Origin of the sequence: Psychroflexus montanilacus, from assembly GCF_020164535.1 — a bacterium.
GTDB classification, from domain to species: Bacteria; Bacteroidota; Bacteroidia; order Flavobacteriales; family Flavobacteriaceae; genus Psychroflexus; species Psychroflexus montanilacus.
Genome location: NZ_JAIQZC010000003.1, coordinates 25,057 through 42,666, shown reverse-complemented (window position 1 = coordinate 42,666; position 17,610 = coordinate 25,057). Strand labels below are relative to the sequence as shown.

At 37.1% G+C, this 17,610-nt stretch carries 14 protein-coding genes and 1 tRNA gene; 4 read left to right on the top strand and 11 right to left on the bottom strand.

Going from position 1 to position 17,610, the window contains the following annotated elements; all coding sequences use genetic code 11:
• Together LB454_RS09105 and LB454_RS09100 are read right to left on the bottom strand one after the other, a co-directional pair.
• Nucleotides 1–1,905, bottom strand: coding sequence for a peptide MFS transporter (locus LB454_RS09105; protein WP_262902779.1), 1,905 nt, complete (start codon nt 1,903–1,905; stop codon nt 1–3).
• A 5-nt stretch (nt 1,906–1,910) separates the two neighbouring features.
• Nucleotides 1,911–4,100: a S9 family peptidase gene (locus LB454_RS09100; protein WP_224464354.1), complete on the bottom strand. Its 2,190-nt coding sequence runs from the start codon at nt 4,098–4,100 to the stop codon at nt 1,911–1,913.
• A gap of 203 nt (nt 4,101–4,303) precedes the next feature.
• Between LB454_RS09100 and LB454_RS09095 the strand changes: the two genes are divergently transcribed.
• Both LB454_RS09095 and LB454_RS09090 read left to right on the top strand, forming a co-directional pair.
• Nucleotides 4,304–5,614 carry a hydroxymethylglutaryl-CoA reductase, degradative gene (locus LB454_RS09095; protein WP_224464353.1) on the top strand — a complete coding sequence of 437 codons (1,311 nt, stop codon included), beginning with the start codon at nt 4,304–4,306 and terminating at the stop codon, nt 5,612–5,614.
• Nucleotides 5,614–6,525, top strand: coding sequence for a GYDIA family GHMP kinase (locus tag LB454_RS09090; protein ID WP_224464352.1), 912 nt, complete (start codon nt 5,614–5,616; stop codon nt 6,523–6,525). Before LB454_RS09095 ends, LB454_RS09090 begins: the two co-directional genes overlap by 1 nt.
• A 56-nt stretch (nt 6,526–6,581) precedes the next feature.
• Here the strand turns inward: LB454_RS09090 and LB454_RS09085 are convergent, their stop codons facing one another.
• The 7 genes from LB454_RS09085 to LB454_RS09055 all read right to left on the bottom strand — a co-directional run bounded on the left by LB454_RS09085 (nt 6,582) and on the right by LB454_RS09055 (nt 14,231).
• Nucleotides 6,582–8,675: a peptidylprolyl isomerase gene (locus LB454_RS09085; RefSeq protein WP_224464351.1), complete on the bottom strand. Its 2,094-nt coding sequence runs from the start codon at nt 8,673–8,675 to the stop codon at nt 6,582–6,584.
• 151 nt (nt 8,676–8,826) lie between these two features.
• On the bottom strand, nt 8,827–10,116 hold the full coding sequence (locus LB454_RS09080) for a hemolysin family protein (RefSeq protein ID WP_224464350.1): 1,290 nt from the start codon (nt 10,114–10,116) through the stop codon (nt 8,827–8,829).
• Complete coding sequence (locus LB454_RS09075; RefSeq protein ID WP_224464349.1) at nt 10,116–10,307, bottom strand: hypothetical protein; 192 nt, start codon at nt 10,305–10,307, stop codon at nt 10,116–10,118. Before LB454_RS09075 ends, LB454_RS09080 begins: the two co-directional genes overlap by 1 nt.
• Nucleotides 10,307–10,864 (bottom strand): LPS export ABC transporter periplasmic protein LptC, encoded by a 558-nt coding sequence (lptC, locus tag LB454_RS09070; RefSeq protein ID WP_224464348.1) that lies wholly within the window; start codon nt 10,862–10,864, stop codon nt 10,307–10,309. The genes LB454_RS09075 and lptC overlap by 1 nt, the downstream gene beginning before the upstream one ends.
• A 1-nt stretch (nt 10,865) precedes the next feature.
• Nucleotides 10,866–12,236, bottom strand: coding sequence for a tetratricopeptide repeat protein (locus tag LB454_RS09065; RefSeq protein WP_224464347.1), 1,371 nt, complete (start codon nt 12,234–12,236; stop codon nt 10,866–10,868).
• A gap of 13 nt (nt 12,237–12,249) precedes the next feature.
• Entirely contained in the window at nt 12,250–13,500 is a 1,251-nt protein-coding gene (locus LB454_RS09060; RefSeq protein WP_224464346.1) for a lipid outer membrane transport protein FadL-like protein, read from the bottom strand.
• Complete coding sequence (locus LB454_RS09055; RefSeq protein WP_224464345.1) at nt 13,500–14,231, bottom strand: type III pantothenate kinase; 732 nt, start codon at nt 14,229–14,231, stop codon at nt 13,500–13,502. The genes LB454_RS09060 and LB454_RS09055 overlap by 1 nt, the downstream gene beginning before the upstream one ends.
• Before the next feature lie 95 nt (nt 14,232–14,326).
• Here LB454_RS09055 and LB454_RS09050 point away from each other — a divergent pair.
• A tRNA-Phe gene (locus LB454_RS09050) sits at nt 14,327–14,399 on the top strand.
• Between the two features lie 50 nt (nt 14,400–14,449).
• Nucleotides 14,450–14,731: a GIY-YIG nuclease family protein gene (locus LB454_RS09045; RefSeq protein WP_224464344.1), complete on the top strand. Its 282-nt coding sequence runs from the start codon at nt 14,450–14,452 to the stop codon at nt 14,729–14,731.
• A 429-nt stretch (nt 14,732–15,160) separates the two neighbouring features.
• Here the strand turns inward: LB454_RS09045 and LB454_RS09040 are convergent, their stop codons facing one another.
• Together LB454_RS09040 and LB454_RS09035 are read right to left on the bottom strand one after the other, a co-directional pair.
• On the bottom strand, nt 15,161–15,355 hold the full coding sequence (locus LB454_RS09040; protein WP_224464343.1) for a hypothetical protein: 195 nt from the start codon (nt 15,353–15,355) through the stop codon (nt 15,161–15,163).
• A 117-nt stretch (nt 15,356–15,472) separates the two neighbouring features.
• Nucleotides 15,473–17,602, bottom strand: coding sequence for a prolyl oligopeptidase family serine peptidase (locus LB454_RS09035; protein WP_224464342.1), 2,130 nt, complete (start codon nt 17,600–17,602; stop codon nt 15,473–15,475).
• Nucleotides 17,603–17,610: the final 8 nt, after the last annotated feature.

The following is a 17,610-nucleotide window of genomic DNA, read 5'->3' as shown; positions in this document are numbered from 1 at the left end:
TTATTTTACTTCGTCGTCTGCAAGCTCAAAGCCTTCTGCTTCCAGACCTTCGATTTCTTTTTCTTCGGCTCCATGAGTTAAGCGCTTTAGAGGTTTAAGCAATAGTATTACCAATATACCAAAAGCAACAGTAAAGGCAATAATTCCTGCAAAAGTTTTAAATTCTAAATCGGTTTGAAACTGATCCACATCTACTCTACCTAAATACCTACCGTCCTTGTAATCAAATTTCAAATACGTCAATAGTTTATCATCGACCGAAGAATTGTAGGGTTCAATCCTGTCTATTAATTCTTTTTGAGAGTCTTCTCCTTCATAATTAAAGATAGAATTGATGTTTTCCTCAGTATTTACCTCTTCAAAAACAACTTCACCAGTAGAATTGGTGTACAATTGAGTTTCAATAGTGAAGGCCTTATTGTTTTCGAAAGCTTCTTCTGCAGCATCATTTTCAAAAAATCGTGATAATTGTTCTTGGTTTGCATTGAGCTCTATCACAATACGCTTTGCCTGAGAAGACTCTCCTATGATTCCAGCCACCTTATTCCCTAAGCCTGTAGCTGCAAAATAGAGCCCCATCATTAAGGCGCCATAACGCAATGGTGCCAATTTTGTAATAAACGACAAGGCTACTGGAGAAGCGGAAAGCTCACCGATGGTGTGAAGTAGATAAGCAAAAATAAGCCAGTAAATTGCAGCTTCGCCATTCGCATCATAATCCATAGTAGCAAATACCATAAAGACAAATCCCAGCCCCATGATAATGACCCCCATCGCCATTTTAAAAATAGAGGACGCTTCCTTACCGCGACGTTTCATCCAAGCCCAAAATCCTGCTAAAGGAATACCAAAAATAATGATATAGGTAGGGTTAAGAGACTGAAGAAAAGCTGCTGGTACTTCCCAGCCACTTATAAATCGATCTGTTTTCTGTTCGGCATAGATATTCAATAAACCACCGGCTTGTTCGAAGGCACCCCAAAATACAATGACAATTAAGAAAGAAAGCAATAACACAATGAATCTGTCCTTCTCCACTTTACCGCTCAAATCTTCGTAAACCGTCATCATAAATCCTACAACAACCGAAAGGAAAATAAAAAAGATGATGTATGCAGAAACTTCAGTTTCCATAAACTGAATAGGAATTACAAACGAAAGCGCAATGAGTAAGACTAATACGGCCAGCGATTTCTTGGTAGACAGCATTCTTTGAAAAATCTCTTTGATGGATACCGATGGTTCATCAGTATTCATCAAACTACTAGGTTTATTTCCAACGTGAGTAAGATACCTTTGTCCAAAAATGTAGACCAGTTGTCCTAAAACCATACCTATAGCCGCTAAACCAAATCCATAATGCCAACCGTATTCTTTAGCAACAAGGCCAACCAGTATAGCTGCTACAGCAGCACCTACATTTATTCCTATATAGAAAATAGAAAATCCCTTGTCCCGTCTTGGATCGCCTTCCTTATAAAGACCACCTACCATCGTAGAAATATTTGGCTTCAACATACCAACACCAAGTACAATAAGTAAGAGCCCTCCAAAAAAGGCCCAATCCTGTTCTATAGATAATACTCCGTGTCCTGCTACCAAAAGCCAACCCCCAATCATGACTGACATTTTCTGCCCTAATATTTTATCGGCTATAATTCCACCTGGAATAGAAACCACATAAACAAGCATGGTATACCATCCGTAAGTGGCAAGCGCTTTACCTTCTTCCCAGCCCAGACCAGGATTGTCGGAGCTTACTTTAGCAAGCATATACAAAGTTAGTATGGCTCGCATCCCATAATAGGAAAAGCGCTCCCATAATTCTGTAAAAAATAAAATATAAAGACCTGCTGGATGGCCAAATAATTCTTTTTGATGGGCTGGTTTTACTGTGGCTTCCATAAAGGTTATAGGTTTTCTTTAATAAATTTAGTCATCAGAGTGTACAAGTGTAATCGTGTATTTCCTCCGTAAATTCCATGATTCTTGTCTGGATAAATTCTCCAGTCAAATTGTTTGTTGGCTTGCACTAATGCCTCTATGAGTTGCATGGTATTTTGAACATGCACGTTATCATCTGCACTCCCATGAACTAAAAGATAATTGCCTTTATCAAATTTATCGACGTGACTTATAGGTGAATTATCATCATAGCCAGAAGCATTTTCCTGTGGTGTAGTCATGTAACGCTCGGTGTAAACCGTATCATAAAATCTCCAACTGGTCACAGGTGCCACAGCGATAGCAGCCTTAAACACGTCATTGGCCTGGAACATTGCATTAGACGCCATAAAACCGCCGTAACTCCACCCCCAGATACCAATTCTATCTGCATCTATAAAGTCTCTTTCTCCAAATAATTTAGCTGCAGAAATTTGATCTTCAAGTTCAAATTTACCCAACTCTTTTTGGGTAACTTTTTTGAAATCTCTTCCCTTAAAGCCTGTTCCTCTTCCATCTACACAGGCTACAATATAACCTTGTTGAGCAAGCATTTGATACCAGTAATCGTTGGTCCCAAAGAAAGTATTGGAAACCGACTGAGAACCTGGGCCAGAATATTGAAACATTAGTAAAGGGTAGGTGTTTTCAGGATTAAAATTTGGTGGTTTTATCATCCATGTGTTCAACTTGTTGCCATTGACTTCAATAGTAGACAGTTCTTTTGGAGACAAATTGTAATTTTCAAGCTTATTGAGCAAAGCAGAATTATCCTTAATATCCCTTACCAGTTCGCCGTTACTTGCTTTGTTGAGCGTGTAAACTGGTGGCGTTTTGGTGTTTGTAAATGTGTTGACAAAATAGGTGAAGTCTGCACTAAAATCTGCTCTGTGAGTTCCAGTTCTTCGAGTGAGTCTCAATTTATTTTTTCCATTTGCAAGCACAGAGTACACATCTCTATTCACACTTCCATTTTCTGTACTTTGAAAATAAATCCGTCCGGACTTATTGTCAAAGCCATAAAAATTGGTCACTTCCCAGGCGCCACTGGTCACCTGATTGATTAGTTTTCCATCTTCAGCATAATGATAGATATGTTTCCACCCATCCTTTTCGCTAGTCCATATAAAACTATTATTGTTAAGAAATGTCAAATCGTTGGTGACATCTACGTAAGCATTGTCCTTTTCTGTAATCACCAACTTAGACTCTTTGGTCTCAGCGTTGATCAGATAAAGTTTTAGCTCATTCTGATATCTATTTAAACTTTGTACGCTAAATAAGTCTTCATCCTGAGTCCACTCCAACCTTGGCAGGTACTCATATTCACCTAAGTTTATTTTGGAATTGCTTTTCGTATCCAAATCGAAAAGATGCAAACTTACTTCAGCATTATCTTCACCAGCTTTTGGATATTTGAAAACATCCTGAGAGGGATACAAATCCTGGCCATAAGATCCATACAAATCCATTGAGAATTCCGGCACTTCGCTTTCATCAAACTTTAAGTAGGCAATTTTAGTACCGCTGGGATTCCATTCAAAAGCTTTTACGAACCCAAATTCTTCTTCATAAACCCAGTCTGTAACCCCATTGATGATTTTATTCTTTACACCGTCTGTAGTAACTTTTGCAACTGAATTAGTTTCTAGATCTTTATAAAAGATATTGTTGTCTTTAACAAATGCTATTTTATCTCCTTTTGGTGAAAAAGCAGGAGATTGAATTTTATTATCATCGATTTTTATCAAATTCTCACTTTCTAAATCGTAAACGTAGTACACACCTCTTGTAGATCTTCTGAAGATGGATTCCACGTCGGTTCCTAAGATGACTTTGGTCTCATCCTCACTCAATTCAAAAGTTTGAAAAACTGATAACCCAGGTATTGATTTACTGCTGATGAGGGTTCCCGTTTTTTCTCCAGTTTCATAACTGAAGATTTCAACTTTCATATTTTGATTTGCCCTATCGTAATCCTGAACAATGTAAGATTTACCATCTTTTAAAGATTGTAAATTTTGCATACGCTCTTGACTAAATTCTCCTCCCCAGATTTCTTCTAAAGTAATATCCTTGGTTTGGGCATGTAATGAAACTAGTGAACTGGTCAAAAAAATGACAAATAAACTTAATATAACTTTAGGGCTTTTCATGGTGTTTAATTTGGAGGTCAATTTTACTAAAAAAACACCAAAAAACACTCACTTTTTTTATTAAAAGTCCAATTAAACACAGATTTGGCAGGACTTTAGTCAAGTTACGGCCGATTCTACAGTTCTAAAATAGAATACCATCCACAAAGTGCATGATAAGATATGAAGTGTATCTTTGTAGTTCATTTTTTTAAAGAATTCAAATGTCTCAAATTTCTGGCTTCTCCAAGTTGACCAAACTTGAAAAAATAGATTGGATTACAACCCATTATCTGTCCAATTATCCACAAGCTAAAAGCGTAATTAAACAATACTGGAATTCTGACGAAGCGCTTCAAAAGCTTCACGACGAGTTTACTGAAAATACCATTTCCAATTATTATTTACCGCTTGGAGTAGCTCCCAATTTTGAGATAGATGGAAAGCTGTACGCTATCCCTATGGCCATAGAAGAAAGCTCTGTGATAGCCGCTGCCAGCAAAGCAGCGAAATTTTGGCTTGATAAAGGAGGCTTTAAAACTGAAATTCTTGGAACCACTAAAGTGGGACACGTACATTTCAACTTTGAGGGAAACCCTGAGCATCTGAAGGCATTTTTTAACTCCGTTAAATCGAAATTTTTCTCTGAGACTGCTTCTATTACTAAGAACATGGAGAAGAGAGGCGGAGGAATAAAAGACATCCAACTCATCAACAAAACAGATTCCCTTAAGAATTATTACCAGCTCTACTGTACGTTTGAAACTGTGGATGCCATGGGAGCAAATTTCATCAACTCGTGTTTGGAACAATTTGGCCACACTTTGGAAGCTGAAGCAAGATCATATCAGGAGTTTATTTCTGAAGACACCTATCCTGAAGTCATTATGTGCATTCTTTCCAATTATGTTCCAGAGTGCCTGGTAAGAGCAAAGGTTTCCTGCCCAGTTTCTGCCTTGGGTGATACCAAAGAAGAGGCTGAGCGGTTTGTTCGCAAGTTTTCACAAGCAATTAAAATAGCGGAAATAGAACCTTATCGAGCTGTTACTCATAACAAAGGCATCATGAATGGCATTGATGCCGTGGTTTTGGCAACAGGAAACGACTTTAGAGCCATTGAAGCAGGTGTGCACGCATATGCTTCGAGAAAAGGCCAGTATAGCAGCCTTACTCATGTAAAGGTAGAAGATGGCAATTTCAAATTTTGGATTGAAGTTCCCTTAGCCCTTGGTACTATTGGCGGCCTAACGAGCCTTCATCCTCTTGTGAAGTTATGTTTAGCCATGCTCAATCATCCTTCAGCAGAGGAACTAATGAGGCTTACAGCAGTTGCAGGTCTTGCTCAAAATTTTGCAGCGGTTAATTCGCTGGTGACTACTGGAATTCAAAAAGGTCATATGAAAATGCATCTGATGAATATTCTCAACCAATTTGAAGCAAACGAAACCGAAAGAGCAGATGCTGTGGAATATTTCAAAACGCATACGGTAACACATTCCGAAGTAATTAATCTGCTTAAAAAAATGAGAGCTTAGTGAAAACTCAGCAGTTTTATAGTCACGGAAAACTTCTTCTAACAGGTGAATATTTGGTTTTGGATGGAGCCAAGGCACTAGCTATTCCTTGTAAATATGGTCAATACCTAGAAGTAAGTCCAACTCATGATGGAATTTCTACATGGCTAAGCTATGATCATCAAAACAAAGCCTGGCTGAAAACTGAATTTGATCTTCAAAAAGTGGTCACTTATGAACTTGAAGGTGAAAGCGATGTTGAAAAACGGCTTTTTCAAATTTTAAAAGAAGCTTTTCAGCTCAATTCTGAAGGATTTACTCAAAACTACAATTTCAAAACTCACCTTGAATTTCCTAAGGACTGGGGACTAGGAACATCTTCTACACTTATTGCCAATCTAGCCAAATGGGCAAAGGTGAATCCTTATGACTTATTAAGCAAAACCTTTGGTGGAAGCGGTTATGATATTGCTTGTGCAGATTCAAAAACAGCGCTAACTTACCAAATCGATAACCAAATCCCTAAAATAGAAGAAGCTAAAATTCCAGAACACTTAAAAGCTTTCATTTATTTTGTGCATCTAGAGCAAAAACAAAACAGCAGGGATGCTATTTCGAATTACAAAGCTGTAAAACCAAAAGATCTGAAAGGGTTAATTTCAGAAGTAAATTCGATCACAGAGAAGTTTCAGAAAGTTAAGACACTAGAAGAGGCCGAAGATCTAATAAGCCAACATGAAGCTCTTCTTTCAAAAGTGCTTCAAGTAGAACCGATTAAAACTCGATTATTTTCTGATTTCAAAGGAGGGATCAAAAGCCTTGGAGCTTGGGGTGGTGATTTTATCATGGTACTAAGCAGGTCAAATCCTTCAGAATACTTCACAAATAAAGGATTCAAAACAATACTGAATTTCCAGGAAATGTCTTTATAAAATAAACCCTTCAACTTATAGCTGAAGGGCTTATTTAATCTTACACTCTAATTTGATTAGTAAATCAAATGACGGTTGTCTTCGATTTCTTTACTGTTTTTTAGAGCTTCTATAATAGGGCTTGTTCTAGGGTTCATCAAAGAGCGTGTTCGTTTTTCAGTTTCTTCTTTGGCGATGGATCTATAGGAAGGCAATTGTTCTGCTGTTTTCTTTTCAAGAAGTTGAATTACGTAAACACCAGACCTGCCTTGAAGTGGTTTGGAAACCTGTCCTTCTTCCATAGCAAAAGCAGCACCAACGATTTTTGGCTCTCTACCTCCACCAGGTATAACTGGATTGCTCATGTTGATCAAGGTTGCTTTTTGTTTGATTTGTCCAAAGCTTGCTGCTATAGCATCTAAATCATTTTCTTTAATCTGAGCCATAATCTTTTCAGCTTGTTTTCGCTTTTTTAAGATTGGAGTTACAGCTGCAGAGGCTTCCTCAGGTGTTTTCAAACCTTTCTTGGTCTTTTTAGTAACTCTAGCTACAATATATCCGTTTCCGGTATCGAAACTCTTCACGTCTCCAACTTTGGTTCCGTCTTCAAAAGCCCATTTCACAATGGATCTTTGTCTTCCTGCACCTGGAATGCTTTCATCCAACTTGTTGATTCCACTCACTGGTTTGACAGTTTTTCCTAAGGTATCTGCCTCTGTACGGAAATCATTTTCCTTTGCTGCCAGTTCAAACTTACTTGCAGAACGGTAAAGCTCATTCAAGGTTTTCTCTGATGGCTCCACTCTTTTAGTAACAGTAGCCAATTTCACAACATCTTTTGGAGAAGTTCTTTCTTCCACATAAATCACATGAAAACCAAAATCAGTTTCAACAACCCCGTAAGAGTTAACCCTAGCTTCTTCAAAAACGTAATCATTAAATTCTGGCACCAAAGCACCGTAGGGAATCCAATCCAAATCTCCACCTTTTTCTGCGCTTTGACGATCTGATGAAAACTCAGTAGCCAATTCTGCAAACTTATCTGAGTTTCTTTTGACTACAGAATTGATACTATCGGCAAGACTTTTTGCTTCTTCTTTGGATCTGGTAACAGAACCATCGACACGTGTTCCATCATAAGTGACAAGGATGTGACTGGTTTTTACTGAATCTGGCTTTTGTGAGCGCTCAAGCATTCTAGTCAACTTATAGCTTTCATTCTCAAAATATGGCCCGTAAACTTCGTTCACATCAAGACCAAGGATATCCTCAGCAAATTCTCCTTTGATATCGTATTCGAATGTATATGTGTCGTTATAAGGAGTTTCAGAATTTACTGCTAAAAATTCTTCAACGTTTTCAATTGTTTTAAAGTTGTCATTCTCTCCAGAAATCAGTTTTTCAATTTCAGCTAAAACTGCTTCATTATCTTCCTCTGATGCTTTTTCCTCAAAGGAAACAAACTCTATATCTCTTTTTGCTTCCTGTTGAAAACGCTCTTTGTGGTCGTTGATATAGCTCTTAATATCCGATTTTGAAATTTCTACGTCTTCTGCAGAGTCAAAAGGAATTTTTACAAATTCAAAGGTTAAATTATCATTTTCCTGGTGATAAACTTGCTGTCCTTCCAGAAGAGTTGCCTGTACACCAGCTCTCACCATATTGAAGTAAAGCTGAGACTTAGCATTAACTTCCATGGACTTTTCAAAATTCACCCATTGCTGGTATTGCTCTGGTGAAGTTACTTTCAACTCAGCGATAAACTGCTTTAATTTAGCTTCGTCAAAAAACCCTGCTTCATTGGAAAATCTAGGATCACCAGCTAGTTGCTCTGCCATAGCATCTGTAATTTGATCTGTACCAACTTCAAGACCAAGCTTTTCGAATTCCTGCTTAAGCAAAGTTCTACGAAGGTTATTTTCCCAGGCTTGCTTTGCAGCTTGAACTGAGCTTGTTCTTCCTTGACTTTGCTGGACAATATTTTCAACCTCGGAAGCAAATTGCTCTCTACCGATTTCTTCATCACCAATCACACCAACAGAACTGGATGCTTTATCTGCAGAAAACCCACCGTTTCTAAATAAGTCTGTAAGAACAAAAGCAAATAAAGCTAATGCTATGATGACTATGAGGAAAACCGTACGTTCTCTAATTTTACTAAGTATTGCCATTTTAGGATATTTTAAGAAATATAGGGGGCGAAAATAAGATAATTAGCCCATATATAAAACCTTGTTGTTCAAAATATTTAATTCGTTTTATTGTGGTGATAATCGCAAGGAAAACCAAGCCTTTTAGAAGTAAGTGAAAGGATTGAAAACATCAGTCATCGTTAAAAACTTTGATGGAAACCAAGTCAATTTTTTTATTGGATGCTTCCAGAATTTTAATCTTAAATTGGTCGATCATAACTTCTTCACCAACTTCTGGAATTTCTTCAGTAGTGTTCACAATCATGCCGCCAAGGGTTTCATAATTTTCATTTTCCGGCAGATTGATATCGTACTTTTCATTGATGTAATCTACATCGAGTCTAGCCGAAAATTTATATACATTTTCTCTGATAACTTCTTCAACCAAAATAACAGAATCGTGCTCATCTTCAATCTCACCAAATAATTCTTCGACGATATCTTCAACGGTCATCATACCACTTGTTCCCCCATATTCATCTACGACCACAGCTATACTTTTACCTTTTTTGATGAGGATATTCAGGATTTCTTTTACCAGCATAGTCTCTGGAACAAATACTACCGGCATCAAGATACTTTGGATGTCTTTGGGCTGTCGGAACATCTCAAAAGAATGAATATAGCCTACAATGTCATCATTGCTTTCTTTATAAACCAAAAGCTTGGAGAGACCTGTTCTGGTAAAGATTTCAGTTAAGTTTTGAGTGTCTTCTGAGATATCTACAGCAACAATTTCGTTACGGGGAATCATGACCTCTCTTGCTTTTACTTCAGAAAATTGTAACGCATTTTGAAAAATCTGTATCTCAGAATCCACGTCTTCTTTGGAGTCTACTGCTTCCATCTGTTCATTGATGTAATCTCCTAATTCAACTTTACTAAAATTCAGCTGAACTTTATCTCCTTCAATTTTAAATACTTTTTTCAAAATAATATCTGAAATCCAGATCACGAAGCTGGAAATAAAACTGAAGAGATAATAAAAAATAAATGCAGGAACACTAAAGACCTTCAAAAGTACATTGGCATAAATTTGAAAAAACACCTTTGGAAGGAATTCTGCTGTGAAGAGGATAACTAAAGTGGAAATCAAAGTCTGAGTGAATAGACTTGCTTCAGTAATAAGGTAACTCAGGAATTCATTATCGACGGGCTGCATGCTTACAAACCAATTCATGATCAAATCTCCCATAAAGAAACCATATACAACTAGAGCGATGTTATTTCCTACCAGCATGGTTGCTATAAACTTGGAAGGCTTCTTGGTAAGTGTTTTTAAAACACTCGCAATGATGTCTGTTTGGTTTTTCTGTAGTTCAATGTGAACCTTATTGGAGGATACAAAGGCAATTTCCATCCCAGAAAAAAAGGCTGAAAGGAGAAGACAAGAGATAATGATGAGGACTTCTGTACTCATTACTTCTTGTTTTTATTTTCTATTTTTTTACGGAATCTTCTTTTGAAAAAGAACATAAAAACAGCTAATGCTGAAAAGAAAAGGTATAGATAAGCTCTGCTTTCACTATCGGCCCAGGTGCGGACGGCTTCAATAATGAAGAAAATCGCAAAAGCTATATAAGCAAACTCAAAATATTTAAAAAATTTCATCACTCTTGTATGTATTGGATCCCTGTATTGGATCTTGAATTGAAAGTACTAAATTTCTGATCAGAATCAAAACCTTCCCCTTGGTTTCTAGCTCCGTTGGGTAATTGTAAATCGTATTTATAATCTGTAAATAACCATTCTTGCTCCTGGTCCCAATAGAGTTGAGGACCTCTCAAGATTGTGCTGTCTGAGGTCACAATTTTCACATTATCCCTCAAGTCTATCAAACCACTCTCCAGATACTGAATTGCGTAATCTGAGACAATTGTATTTTTACTAGAGTCCTGCTCAAAAAAATCCAATTCTATACCCTTAGGAAATTCTCTAAAAGGAAAACTCCTGTTAGAAAAATCCAGCATTTCAGGACTTCTCAAATTGGCTTTCACTGTCCCACTATCTGTGTAAAACAGATTGAGGTCGTAAACTTTGGATTGAGGCGTGAGAAAATCTTTTTCCATTTCCTTGACGTCTTTGAGATTTCCCTCACAAGCAAAAAGCATTGCTGTAAATGTACATACAGCAATGCTTTTGTAAATAATTGATTTTTTAATAAACATTCTAGAGATTTGGTACAACCACACTTTCTCCTATCCAACAATTTGAAAATGAGATTTTTGTTCCAGCTGCATCTTCCTGAAAGATATCCGATTTTTGCGGAGCTCTACCTTTATAACTTTCTGCTGCACCACTCGCATTAGAACTAATAGACGGGTCTACACGTCCTGCTCTGGCTGCATAATCTGCTGCCAACCAGTAAACCGCTCTCTTCTCAAAAACTGAGTTTCCACAGTCATTAGCACTTTTGGCATACATCTCTGCAATTTTTAGATAAGCTACACCAAGTGATGGTTTGTTATCCAATGCTCTTCTATAATATGTTCTGGCCTGAGAATAACTACCCTGTGCATTATAGTTATTGGCGATTCTGTAATATATTCTAGACTTTCTACCCTTATCAGTAGCCAGCTCTGCAGCTTCATTCAGGTATTCTAAGGCTTTCTTTCTGTTGCCTTCTGCTTCTGCCAACTGACCCAAAGAATAAGCTGAATTCGCAGAAGGTTCAATCTGATGAAGTGCTTCAGAAACTTTGAAGAACAATGGGTCTTCTGTACAGTCTTTTGCAGACAGTCTTTCGTTCGCATTCCTCAACCAATTAACATCAGTTTTCTTTTCTTCAAAGTCCTTGTTATATAATGGAATCAAGTTATCACAATCTGCCTTAGATCCTAATAAAGAGTTGACACTTCCCTTAATCTTGGTATAGTTTCTCAAGTAGATTTCAGAATTTTTTAGAATTCTAGCTTCTCTAGATGTTAACTCTTCTTGAGCTTCCTGCTTTTCAATAAGCGGTTTGGCCTCAATAGCCTTATCGTTCTCTTGAGTTTCGATTAACTCAATTACCTCATCGTATTTATTGAATAAAAATTGGATGTCTCTCTCTCCAGCATCATTAAGATCGTTTGCGATTCTAAAATAGGCATACAAAGCAACTGGTGAGGCAAAATTATCTTTATCAATTTCTACTACTTTTTCAAATGCCTCAAGACGCTCTTCCAAGCTTCCTACTTCATTTTTATATTGAATCATTGCAATATCTGCGTATATGTCTGCTTTCTTAGTTTTATTTGGGAACTTCTCCAAACGCATCATTTGGTTATCAATAAACTCTTGAACTAACTCTTGTTTTCTCTCGACATTTTCTTCTTCATCTATCATACCTTCCAGTATTTTTTCCCCTCGCTGATAGATAAGTATGTGAGAGTCTGAACAATTCTCTAAGAGTTGCTTATATTTTGGATAAGCATCGCTAAAGTTATTGACTTTGGCACTTTCGTTAAATAAACTTAGTGTCACATTACAATCTTGAGCACTTGCCATATTGAAAGCGAAGAATACTCCTAAAAGTGTAAAAACGAATTTAAACTTCATAATTTTTAAGTATTTAATTATATTTAGATTTAATGAACCATTTGTCGTTGAAAGAGAAACTCAAAAATACACTAATAAAATTTTCCTGTATTAAATTATTTGAAGTTGTACCCCTTTCAAAATATTCAACTCCTAAGTTGGCATTGGTAAAAACCCGACCGGCAGGTAAACCTAAACCAAATGATATGCCAAACTCGTTTATATCTTCTCCCTGATACTCCAGCCCACTCTCTTCATACCTTATTCCAGCTCTATAAACCACTCTTTTAAAGTAGCTTACGGGGTCATTGTACCTAGGCACATAAAATCCACCTAATTTAAAAGTATTCGACTCTTTCTGGACAACTTCAGGGCCAAAGTTGAATGCCAATGCAGAAAAGTCTCCCGCCTGATAGTTTTCATACTCTAAACCAACAAACCATTTTTTGTCCTCACCAAGCCCTAATCCAAAAGCATACATCTCTGGCAAATCAATTTCTGTATCCAAAGGTTCAACATCAATTTGATTGATCACGTTTTCGGTTTCATTTTGCCCTAACTGTATCGTTGCTAATTCTCTTCTTCTATTCACACTCAATGAAGATCCCGTCTCGTACCTAGCAGAAGACTTCAAAGTTAACTGATTTGTAAGTTTCAAATCATAAAGTGCTCCAGCATCAAATGAAAATCCATTGATGTCTGTAAAATTAATTTCTCTTGAAGCAAATTGCACACCTTCATTGAAAACGATGGCCTTATTTTCTATATCACCAAAATTGTAATTGGCAGTGGCTCCAAGTCTTAAATTTTTGATAGGTTCAAAACCAACTGAAAAATAAACTGTATTGAGTCCACCTCTACCATCAAATCTTGAAATCTGAGTAGATGACGATTGCTCTAATTCATATCCCACTGCGCTTTTTGGCTTAACCCCAAAGCCTACACCCAAATTATTAAAAGGAAGCCCTATCGCAATATAGTCTAAGGTTAAATAATTTAAGTTATCAGAATTTTGGTCAGATTCTAATTCAACTGAATTATAGGTTGCACCTGCCGTAAAAGCCGTTAATTTTAAATCTGCATAAGCAGCTGGATTTCTAAGGTTTAGGTGAATACTGTCTCCTATACTAGCTAAACCGCCCATAGCTCTGTTCTCGACTGTTCCTCTAAATCCTTTGGTTCCTATACCTAAAAATGAGTAGGGGGATAAAGAGCCTTGCTGAGCAAGAAGAGAGGATGACGTAAAAAGTAGTATCGAGACTAAAAGAATAAATCTTGTAAACATTAATTTGAGTTGAGTTGTAGAATTTTATTTAATCCTTTCAATAAAAAATTAGAAGTGGCAAATATGCTATTTTTTATAGATGCTGACAACAAATAATAATCTCCACCTGTTAAAACCACTGTTAAATCTTCATAATCAATAAGATAATCTTCTATATAACCATCTATTTCATAACAAATGGACTTGAGAACTCCTATTTGTATAGCTTCTTTTGTAGATTTACCTAAATAATCTGATCCCTGGAAGCTTTCTGTAATCAACGGTAATTTTCCAGTAAACGTATGCATGGCTTTAAATCTCATCTGCAATCCAGGTGATATAGCACCTCCTTGAAAAACTGAATTTTTGTCTATGAAGTCATAAGTTATGCAGGTTCCTGCATCGACGACCAGAACATTTTGATTTGGGTAGACTTCTGCTGCTGCAGCCACTAAAGCAATTCTATCCGAGCCTAAAGTTTCTGGAGTCTTATAAGCGTTTGTAAAATTTAATTTGCTTTGGTGAGAAAACTCAATAAGTTGTAGCCTGTGAGATAATGCATTTTTCAGCGCATCTGGAGGCTCCGCAGTAGAAGAAATAATACTTTTAGAAAGATTCGGGAAGGCACTTAATAGTTCCAGAAGATCTGAAACTGCATTTTCAAAAGTTGAAATGTGTTTTTCTTGTAGCTGATCACCCTCAAACACAGCGAATTTGATTTGTGTATTTCCAACGTCAACAACTAAATTCATAACTGATTTTAAGTCCAAAGATAAGGATAAGAATATTTCATCTTTTCTTTTGTTTAATTAAATAATGGTTTTATATTTGCCCCCGCATTAAAACTGGTGCCTTAGCTCAGTTGGTAGAGCAATGGACTGAAAATCCATGTGTCCCTGGTTCGATTCCTGGAGGCACCACCTTTTTAACCTCAACTTTTATTAGTTGGGGTTTTTTTAATTCTGATAAAATGCATTTTCTGTATATTATTTATTCTAAACAAAAAGATAAGTTTTATGTAGGTGAAACTTCTGATGCTGACTTCAGAGTTAATCTTCACAATCAACATCAGTTTAAAGGTGCTTTTACTAAAATTGCTGATGATTGGAAACTCGTTCTTTCTTTTCAGTGTCAATCCAAAAACGATGCTATTTTACTTGAGAAGTTCATCAAACGCATGAAGAGTAGAAAGTTTATCAAAAAAATCATTGAACAACCTGAAATTCTTAAAGATATTCTCAATAGAAAATAGTCCCTGGTTCCCCCGAAGCATCGGGGCTGGAGGCACCACCTTTTAAACCTCAACTTTTATTAGTTGGGGTTTTTTTATGCGTAAAAAATTCGTATGTGTCCCTGGTTCTCCCCAAAGCCTTGGGGACTGGAGGCACCACCTTTTTAACCTCAACTTTTATTAGTTGAGGTTTTTTTATGTGTAAAAGATTCGTGTGTGTCCCTGGTTCTCCCAAAAGCCTTGGGGACTGGAGGCACCACCTTTTTAAGCCCCAACTTACTAGTCGGTTTTTTTTAATTCTAAGTCAATGCAGTCCTTATTCATAGGCTTATCATTCTAATTAACGAAACCACTAGTGTTAAAAACAGACTTAAAAAGCAACATCATATTTAACTACATAAGTCATCATTTGAAGATTTGACTTTTAAAAAAATTAATTTGTTATGGGTTTTACTTGCCACGTCTCAATAAAATTCCAACAATCAAAACCACTACACTTAAAATAACTGGCGTCCAATTAGCGGTACTTACAGCTATATCCATTCCAAGAAAATTAAAACTTTCTGAGTCCTCAAAGGCTTGAATACCAAATACTATAGTTCCCAATATGCCTATTACCATTAAAATTGTTCCGATTAATTTCATAATTTTTAATAATTGTTTAATTTGATTACGGAAATGTACGGACTAGAAAGGTTACAAAAAAATAAGCCCTCTATTCTTAACAAATAGAGGGCTTATCTTCATTAAAAAAAATTGAGATTACATCTCCTCGTAACCCATATTATAAAACGTAAAGGCAAAAATATCAGCGTATTCCTGAATGATTTTAGAGGTGGGTTTCCCGGCTCCATGCCCTGCATCGGTTTCAATCCGAATCAAGGTCGGGTTGTCTCCAGACTGTTTGCTTTGCAATTCCGCTGCGAACTTAAAACTATGCGCCGGTACAACTCTATCGTCATGATCTCCAGTAGTAACTAAAGTTGCAGGGTATTCAGTGCCTTCATTGATGTTGTGTAAAGGTGAATAGCCTCTCAAATATTCAAACATTTCTGAATCATCCTCAGATGTCCCGTAATCGTAAGCCCAACCTGCGCCAGAAGTAAAGGTGTGGTAACGCAACATATCCAATACCCCTACGGCTGGTAAGGCCACTTGAAATAAATCTGGACGCTGAGTCATCGCAGCACCTACCAAAAGTCCTCCGTTAGAACCTCCGCGTATCGCCAGTTTTTCTGAAGAGGTATAGTTTTCTTCAATTAAATATTCTCCAGCTGCGATGAAATCGTCAAATACATTTTGCTTTTTCAATTTAATCCCTGCATTATGCCAGTCTTTGCCATATTCTCCTCCACCACGTAAATTGGCAACAGCATAAATACCACCGTTTTCCAGCCAAACCGTGTTAGCGGTACTAAAGGATGGCGTCAATGAAATGTTGAAACCACCATAACCATAAAGCATGGTTGGATGTGTCCCATCCAATTCAATTCCTTTTTTATGGGTAATGATCATAGGGATTTCGGTGCCGTCTTTTGAGGTATAAAAAACTTGCTTGCTTTCGTAAGCATCTGTATCAAAATCAATCTCAGGTTTTACATATACCTCAGAAGAACCATTTTCTGGATTGTATTTATAAATGGTACCTGGGGTTGTATAATTTGTAAAGGAAAAATAAAGCTCTTCAGCATCCTTCTTTCCGCCAAAACCACCTACAGATCCAACACCTGGAAGCTCGACTTCTCTTACCAGTTCTCCTTCGTAATCGTATTGCTTCACTTGAGAAACCGCATCTACCATATATTCTGTAAAGAAATAACCTGCCCCAGTAGATGGTGAAAGCACGTGTTCCGTTTCAGGAATAAAATCTTCCCAATTTTCAGATTGTGGATCACTAGCGTCTACGGTTACTATTTTCTTATTTGGTGCATCTTTATCGGTGACCAAGAACAATTTGCTTCCGTCATTTTCTATGACATAGACATCATTGTCATAAGTGTCTACAACGTCCACAAATTCAGAGTTTTTCTGAGTCAGATCCTTGATCATCAAACGATTTCCCGAAGTTGATTTTGAAGCTGAAACCACCAGATATTTATTATCTTCGGTTACACTTCCAGATACATAGCGGTGCTTTTCTTCTTCAGTACCACCATAAACCAACACATCTTCATCCTGAGAAGTTCCCAGTTTGTGGTAGAATAGCTTATGTTGATCTGTTTTTGCAGACAATTCGCTTCCCTCAGGCTTATCATAACTGGAGTAATAAAAGCCTTCATTCGCTTTCCAGGATACTCCGCTAAATTTCACATCTACAAGTGTATCTCCTTTTTGCTCTTTAGTTTCAGCATCCAGAATGATAATTTTACGCCAGTCGCTTCCTCCTTCAGAAATGGAATAGGCCAACATTTTACCGTCTTCTGTAAAACTCATGCCTGCCAAGGAAGTGGTTCCGTCCTCACTGAAGGTATTAGGGTCTAAAAAAATGTCAGCCTCTTCTGGAGTTTCCTCATTTTTATACCGATAATAAACATATTGATTTTGAAGACCATCATTTTTAGAAAAGTACGTATACTCTCCACGTTTGAAAGGAGCTCCTATTTTTTCATAATTCCAAACCTCAGACAGGCGTTCTTTTAGCTTATTTCGGTAAGGAATGTCTTCCAAAAAGCCAAAGGTCAGTTCATTTTGAGCTTTCACCCATTCTTCGGTTTCATCACTACGATCGTCTTCCAGCCATCGGTAAGGATCTTTCACCTCAGTATCAAAATAGGTGTCTACCGTATCGACTTCTTTCGTTTCAGGATATGTCAAATTTGCTTGATTTTTTTCACCTTCGTTGCAGGAGACTAGAATGCACGCCACTGCTACAGGCATTAGTATTTGTTTCATGTGTTGAG